Source organism: Aeromonas finlandensis, from assembly GCF_000764645.1.
GTDB lineage: Bacteria > Pseudomonadota > Gammaproteobacteria > Enterobacterales > Aeromonadaceae > Aeromonas > Aeromonas finlandensis.
Map to the genome: position 1 here is coordinate 1 of NZ_JRGK01000283.1, position 6,449 is coordinate 6,449.

6 protein-coding genes are annotated in these 6,449 nt (G+C 57.2%); 2 read left to right on the forward strand and 4 right to left on the reverse strand.

Annotated elements, in window-relative coordinates; genetic code table 11:
• Nucleotides 1-139 precede the first annotated feature (139 nt).
• Together thiQ and LD28_RS23165 are read left to right on the forward strand one after the other, a co-directional pair.
• Nucleotides 140-847 carry a thiamine ABC transporter ATP-binding protein gene (thiQ, locus tag LD28_RS0116790; RefSeq protein WP_033138083.1) on the forward strand — a complete coding sequence of 236 codons (708 nt, stop codon included), beginning with the start codon at nt 140-142 and terminating at the stop codon, nt 845-847.
• A 34-nt stretch (nt 848-881) separates the two neighbouring features.
• Complete coding sequence (locus LD28_RS23165) at nt 882-1,025, forward strand: hypothetical protein (protein ID WP_420911718.1); 144 nt, start codon at nt 882-884, stop codon at nt 1,023-1,025.
• Between the two features lie 75 nt (nt 1,026-1,100).
• Here the strand turns inward: LD28_RS23165 and LD28_RS0116795 are convergent, their stop codons facing one another.
• From LD28_RS0116795 to LD28_RS0116810, 4 genes are all read right to left on the reverse strand, one after another.
• Nucleotides 1,101-2,471, reverse strand: coding sequence for a PhoH family protein (locus tag LD28_RS0116795; RefSeq protein ID WP_033138084.1), 1,371 nt, complete (start codon nt 2,469-2,471; stop codon nt 1,101-1,103).
• 220 nt (nt 2,472-2,691) lie between these two features.
• Complete coding sequence (locus tag LD28_RS0116800) at nt 2,692-3,375, reverse strand: TSCPD domain-containing protein (RefSeq protein WP_033138085.1); 684 nt, start codon at nt 3,373-3,375, stop codon at nt 2,692-2,694.
• A 10-nt stretch (nt 3,376-3,385) separates the two neighbouring features.
• Nucleotides 3,386-5,533: an adenosylcobalamin-dependent ribonucleoside-diphosphate reductase gene (locus LD28_RS0116805; protein WP_033138086.1), complete on the reverse strand. Its 2,148-nt coding sequence runs from the start codon at nt 5,531-5,533 to the stop codon at nt 3,386-3,388.
• A gap of 211 nt (nt 5,534-5,744) precedes the next feature.
• Nucleotides 5,745-6,197 carry an early set domain-containing protein gene (locus LD28_RS0116810; protein ID WP_033138087.1) on the reverse strand — a complete coding sequence of 151 codons (453 nt, stop codon included), beginning with the start codon at nt 6,195-6,197 and terminating at the stop codon, nt 5,745-5,747.
• Nucleotides 6,198-6,449: the final 252 nt, after the last annotated feature.

Consider the following 6,449-nt stretch of genomic DNA (forward strand, 5'->3'; position numbering starts at 1 on the left):
GAGCTCACCACCCTGCCCTGGCTGCTCTATCAACAGCTCGGCAGCTACCGGCTGACTGAAGCGGCCGCCACCGCCCTGCTGCTGCTCACACTCTGTTTCTCCCTGTTCTGGCTGGTGGAACGGGGGCTTGGAGGAAAAAATGCTGAACATTGATACGCTTGCTACCAGCTATCCCGACTGGCGCGTCAGCTTCAGCGCGACCCTGCCAAAGGGGGAGATCACCGCGCTGATCGGCCCAAGCGGCGCAGGCAAATCGACCCTGCTCGGGATGATCGCCGGCTTTGTGCCGGTGGAATCAGGCCGCCTCAGTTTCGATGGTGAAAATCTGCTGCCACTGGGCCCCGCCGAGCGACCGGTCACCACCCTGTTTCAGGATCACAACCTGTTCCTCCACCTGTCGGTGTTCGACAATATCGCCATCGGTCTGCACCCGGGTCTGCGCCTGAGTGCCGCCCAGCGGGCACAGGTGATAGATGCGGCCGGGCGGGTTGGTCTTGGCGAGATGTTAGATCGCCAGCCTGAACAGCTCTCTGGCGGCCAGCAACAGCGGGTCGGACTGGCCCGCGCACTGGTGCGGGGCAAGCCGCTGCTGCTGCTGGATGAACCCTTCTCGGCCCTCGATCCCGCCCTGCGCCGGGAGATGCTGGCCGAAGTGGCCCGCCTCGCCTGCGAACAGGGCATCACCGTATTGATGGTTTCCCACAATCCGGAGGATGCGCAACTCATCGCCGATCAGGTACTGTTTGTCGACGAGGGACGCATCGCCCTGCAAGGAAAGCCGGATATTCTGCAACACAGCGATCATCCCGGGTTGTTGCGCTACCTTGGTCGCGCTCTCGCGCCATAGTGGATGGCCAACAAGCTGATGGTCTCCCCCTATCATGCCGGAAGATGCCCAGCTTATCGCCGATCAGGTGCTCTTTGTCGATGAGGGACGCATCGCCCTGCAAGGCAAGCCAGAGATCCTGCAACACAGCGATCATCCCGGGTTGTTGCGCTACCTGGGTCGTGCGCAGATGTCATAACGAGCCGCCAATGGGCAGGATGAAAAAGGGGAAGCCGACTGGCTTCCCCTTCTTGCATGCTCTTATCGGCCGGGATCAGAGGTTTTCCTCGGCAAAGGAGGCCAGTCTGCTGCGCACCACGCCGTTGAGGAAGATATTGGCACTGCCGTCGAAATCCTTGAAACGCTCGACGATGTAGGTGAGGCCGGAGGTCACCGGGCTCAGGTAGTTGGAGTCGATCTGGGCCAGGTTGCCAGAGCAGACGATCTTGGTGCCCTCGCCGCAACGGGTAATGATGGTCTTGATCTGGGACGCGGTCAGGTTCTGGCACTCATCCAGCAGCACGAAGGTGTTCTGGATGCTGCGCCCACGCATGAAGTTGACCGATTTGAACTGGATATTGGCCTTCTCCATGATGTAGCTGAGCGAACCACTCATGTTCTCGTCCTGCTTGTGCAGTACCTCCAGCGTATCGGTCACCGCCGCCAGCCAGGGCATCATCTTCTCCTCCTCGGTGCCGGGCAGGAAGCCGATGCTTTCGGCAATTTCCGGGGTATTCCGGGTGACGATCACTTTCTCGTAAATGCCCTTCTCAATCACCAGCTCCAGTGCTGCTGCCATTGCCAGCAGGGTCTTGCCGCAACCGGCCGGGCCGGTCAGGATCACCAGATCGATGTGCGGATCGAGCAGGGCATCGAGGGCCATCCCCTGATAGACGTTCTTGGGATGGACACCCCACGCCTTGCGGGACATCAGCCGCTCGCGCCCCAGATCCTTGATGCGGATCTTGTTGCCATCGTGGCTGAGCACCCGGGCGGCGAAGAAGTTCTCCTCGTCGATCAGGTACTGGTTGACGTGAACCCCTTCCAGCAGATTGGCATCGATCACATGGATGGTATCGCGGCCATGGGTCTCGCTCTCGCACTCGCCAACCCGCTCCCAGAAGCTGCCGGGCACCACCTGAAAGCCTTTGGCCAACAGGCGGATATCGTCGATCAGCTGGTCGCTGCGGTAGTCTTCAACATGGGCAAGCCCGGCCCCCTTGGCCTTGAGGCGCATGTTGATGTCTTTGGTGACCAGCACCACCTGACGCTTCAACTCATGCTTTTGCAGATAGAGGGCCGCGTTGATGATGCGGTTGTCGGCCTCCTTGTCGGTAAAGACCTCGGCATCCTGCGGCAGATGGTGATCGCTGAAGATGCAGATATTGCCGCTCGCTTCCCCAGCCAGCGGAACGCCCTGGGTGATCTGCTCCGGCGTTGCATCGCGGAACACATCTTCCAGCGCACGAATGGCCACCCGCGCGTCGCGGCTGACATCCTTGTTGCGATCCTTGATGTTATCGAGCTCTTCCAGCACCGTCATGGGGATGAGCACGTCGTGCTCTTTGAAGGAGTAGATAGCGAGGGGTTCGTGAAGCAGAACGTTGGTATCCAGGATAAACAGCTTTCGGTCCGTATTGTCCATAAGCATCCTCCTTGGCACTGAAGGGCCACGTGTGTGAATCTCAGATGTCATTGAAACCACACGGCCGTGACAGTTTTATTACCCCCAACGCTACGCCCGATTTTACTATCACGCAACAAATCACTTAGCCACCTCATGCGTTTGAACATAAAAACAGCAATAAAAAGGCCGGCGCTGTGGCCGGTCTTTTTTCTATCGTTCAACTACTTGGATACGCCTGTCAGCCGCACTTGGAGTCGCCGCAGTTGAGGCAGGTCATGCAACCATCCTTCAGCACCAGCGCCTTGGTGTGGCACTTGTAGCAGAGCGCGGCATTGGCCGGAAAACCACTATTCGCCTGTTGCTCTTCGGCCTCCTGAGCTGCCTTCAGCTCGGCCTGTTTCTCGGCCAGAAACGCCTGCTGATGCTCGTCCAGTCCCGGCGCCTTGAGCATGCCAATCTCGGTAAGATGGCTCTCAATCACGTTGCCGATTTCGGCAATCAGCGACGGCACATACTTGCCCTTGTTCCAGTAACCGCCCTTGGGATCAAACACCGAGCGCAGCTCCTCCACCAGGAAGGTGACATCCCCACCCTTGCGGAACACCGCCGAGATGATGCGGGTCAGCGCCACGATCCACTGGTAGTGTTCCAGGCTCTTGGAGTTGATGAAGATCTCGAACGGACGGCGGGTTTCGTGAACCGTGCCCTCGTTGAGAATTATGTCATTGATGGTGATGAACAGCGAATGCTCGGAGACATGCTCCGGCGTCTTCAGCTTGTAGGTAGTACCCATCAGCCGCTCCGGGCGCAGCACGGTTTCGTGCATGTGCACCACGTCATCCTGCGGGGCCAGCTCTTCTTGCGGCTCATCCTTGGTACGCACCTTGTAGGCGACGATTTTCTTGTCGATCTTCTTGACCATAATGTCGTTCTCAGAATTTACCGTAATAGCCTTCTTTCAAGGCGTCGTAGAGGTTGGCGGCAGTGTGCAGCTCGCCATCGTATTCGATCTCTTCGTTACCCTTGACGGAGATGACGGAACCATCTTCCAGGGTGAAATCGTACAGGGTGTTCTCCAGATCCTTCTCCTTCACCAGCACGCCCTGGAAGGCCTCCGGGTTGAAGCGGAAGGTGGTGCAGCCCTTGAGGCCGGAGTCCGAGGCATACATGTAGATGTCCTTGAACTGCTCGAAGGGGAAATCGGTCGGCACGTTGGCAGTCTTGGAGATGGAGGAGTCGATCCAGCGCTGGGCCGCCGCCTGAATGTCCACGTGCTGGGCCGGGGTGATGTCATCGGCAGTAATGAAATAGTCCGGCAGACGGCTCGCCTCCTCTTCGCTGTAAGGCATGGCGGCCGGGTTCACCAGCTCGCGGTAGGCCAGCAGCTCGAAAGAGTAGACGTCTACGCTCTCCTTGCTCTTCTTGCCCGGCTTGATGACGTTACGGCTGTAGTGGTGAGCAAAGCTCGGCTCAATACCGTTGCTGGCGTTGTTGGCCAGTGACAGGGAGATGGTGCCGGTCGGCGCGATGCTGCTGTGATGGGTAAAGCGGCCACCGGCTTCGGCCAGCTCGGCGACCAGCGCAGGATCCACCTCGGCAACCTGTTGCATATAGCGGCTATAGCGCGCATGCAGCACCTTGCCCTTCACCTTGTCACCCACCTTGATGCCATCAGCCGCCATTTCCGGGCGCAGACGCAGCATCTTGCCGGTCACTTCGAACTCCTGCTCCATGATGGGGGCAGAACCTTTCTCTTTGGCCAGACGCAGGGACTCCTGCCAGCCGGTCATCGCCAGCTCCTGGGATACCTGCTCGGTAAAAGCGACGGACGCGGCAGAGCCGTACTTGATCTGCAGCATGGTCAGGGTGGAGCCCAGACCCAGGAAACCCATGCCGTGACGGCGCTTGGCTGTGATCTCCTCGCGCTGCTTGGCCAGCGGCAGCTGGTTGATCTCCACCACGTTGTCGAGCATACGGGTGAAGATGGCCACGACCTTGCGAAACGCCTGCCAATCGAACGCCGCTTGTTCAGTAAACGGGTCGCGCACAAACTTGGTCAGATTGACCGAGCCGAGCAGACAGGCGCCGTAGGGCGGCAACGGCTGCTCGCCACAGGGGTTGGTCGCGCGGATCTCTTCACAGAACCAGTTGTTGTTCATTTGGTTGACCTTGTCGATCAAGATGAAGCCGGGCTCTGCATAGTCATAGGTGGAGGTCATGATGACATTCCACAGCTTGCGGGCTGGCATGGTCTTGTAGACCTTGCAGGCGACCTGACCCCACGCGTTGAACACCACCCCTTCCTTGTTGGGCCAGTCGGCCCATAGCACCTGAGCGGGATTGTCCAGCGCAATGCCATCCTGCTCCACCTCTTTGGCGGTGTAGGGGAAGATCAGTGACCAGGGCGCATCCTCTTTCACCGCCTTGACGAAATCTTCGGTGATCAGCAGGGAGAGGTTGAACTGACGCAGGCGACCATCTTCACGCTTGGCCTGAATAAACTCGATAACATCGGGGTGGCGGATATCCATGGTGCCCATCTGGGCACCGCGACGACCACCGGCTGACGAGACGGTAAAACACATCTTGTCATAGATATCCATGAAGGAGAGCGGGCCGGAAGTGTAGGCCCCGGCACCGGAGACAAAGGCACCGCGCGGGCGCAGAGTCGAGAAGTCATAGCCGATACCACAACCGGCTTTCAGGGTCAGACCCGCCTCGTGCACCTTGCCGAGGATATCGTCCATCGAATCTTCGATGGTACCGGAGACAGTGCAGTTGATGGTTGAAGTGGCAGGCTTGTGCTCAAAAGCCCCCGCATTGGAGGTGATGCGGCCAGCCGGAATGGCACCATTGCGCAGCGCCCACAGGAACGGCTCAAACCAGGCCTCCGGCTCCAACTCCTGCTCTGCCAACGCACGGGCTACCCGCTGATAAGTCTCATCGATAGAGCTGTCGATGGGAGTGCCATCCTTGTTCTTGAGGCGATACTTGCTATCCCAAATCTCGAGGGACGTTTCCTGCATAGGGATAAGGCGGGAGCCAAGCTCACTCTCCAGCACCGGGTTCGATTTAGCCATTTTCAATCAACCTTATGTGAATGCATCAACATCATGACAACAGCAGAGAACACAACTAATAGTGCCACCCAAAATAAATGGCACAACATATAGTACACCTGATGCCATGAGGGCGCCGATTCTAACCTAAAAAAATGCCCCGGCCAGCAGATTTCTGGGCCAGGGCACTTAACTGATTAATTTACTGAGAGATTTAACACTCAGAGATAGATCAGGGCTTCTTGACGTAAACGGTCGGAGTTTCACCCGCCATATTCAGATAGAACTCGTAGACGCCATCGGCATCCGGTGAGAACTTCATGTCCTCATACTTGGAGCAGGGGTTGACCGGCACAGCCTCACCGCCCAATACAGCAACACCGTCACTCGGGCTCTTATAGCCAAAGTTGGTACCGCAGCTCCAACCGGAGTCAGCAAACTTGAACTTGTAGGGCGCCCACTCTTTTTTGAGGGTGCCTTTGGCCATGTAGAGCTTGTCAGCTACCTTGACCACCTTGCTCGCATCAGTCGCCATCCAGTCGTTCATCTCCCCACGCAGGTAGATGGACTTACCACCGAAGTCGCTGTTGTCTGCCGCGGCTTGCTCTGCACCACCATTGGATGCGCAACCGCCTAATACCAGGGTTCCCGCCGCCAGCATCATCGTTACTGTTCTTTTGAACATGGGTCTATTCCTTAAATTATTGTGATTCCTTGGTCCATCAATGTGGACTGTAGAATTAAACCAGAGCAGGTATCACAAGAAAGGTAGAGGCATCACATTCTGTGTTTTTTATATCCAACCCATTGAGCCAACGAGCAAATATCGAACAGAAAATAGAGGTTCTTTTGGCGCTTTATGGGAGATTTTATTGAATTGCGGGAAGAGGGAAGGCTAATTCAAGCGATTTTCTGAATATCAGCCAATAAAAAACCC

Bases quoted from the DNA above. Each gene is read 5' to 3' on its own strand.
- thiQ (WP_033138083.1), top strand. From the start codon at position 140: ATGCTGAACATTGATACGCTTGCTACCAGCTATCCCGACTGGCGCGTC.
- LD28_RS23165 (WP_420911718.1), top strand. From the start codon at position 882: ATGCCGGAAGATGCCCAGCTTATCGCCGATCAGGTGCTCTTTGTCGAT.
- LD28_RS0116795 (WP_033138084.1), bottom strand. From the start codon at position 2,471: ATGGACAATACGGACCGAAAGCTGTTTATCCTGGATACCAACGTTCTG.
- LD28_RS0116800 (WP_033138085.1), bottom strand. From the start codon at position 3,375: ATGGTCAAGAAGATCGACAAGAAAATCGTCGCCTACAAGGTGCGTACC.
- LD28_RS0116805 (WP_033138086.1), bottom strand. From the start codon at position 5,533: ATGGCTAAATCGAACCCGGTGCTGGAGAGTGAGCTTGGCTCCCGCCTT.
- LD28_RS0116810 (WP_033138087.1), bottom strand. From the start codon at position 6,197: ATGTTCAAAAGAACAGTAACGATGATGCTGGCGGCGGGAACCCTGGTA.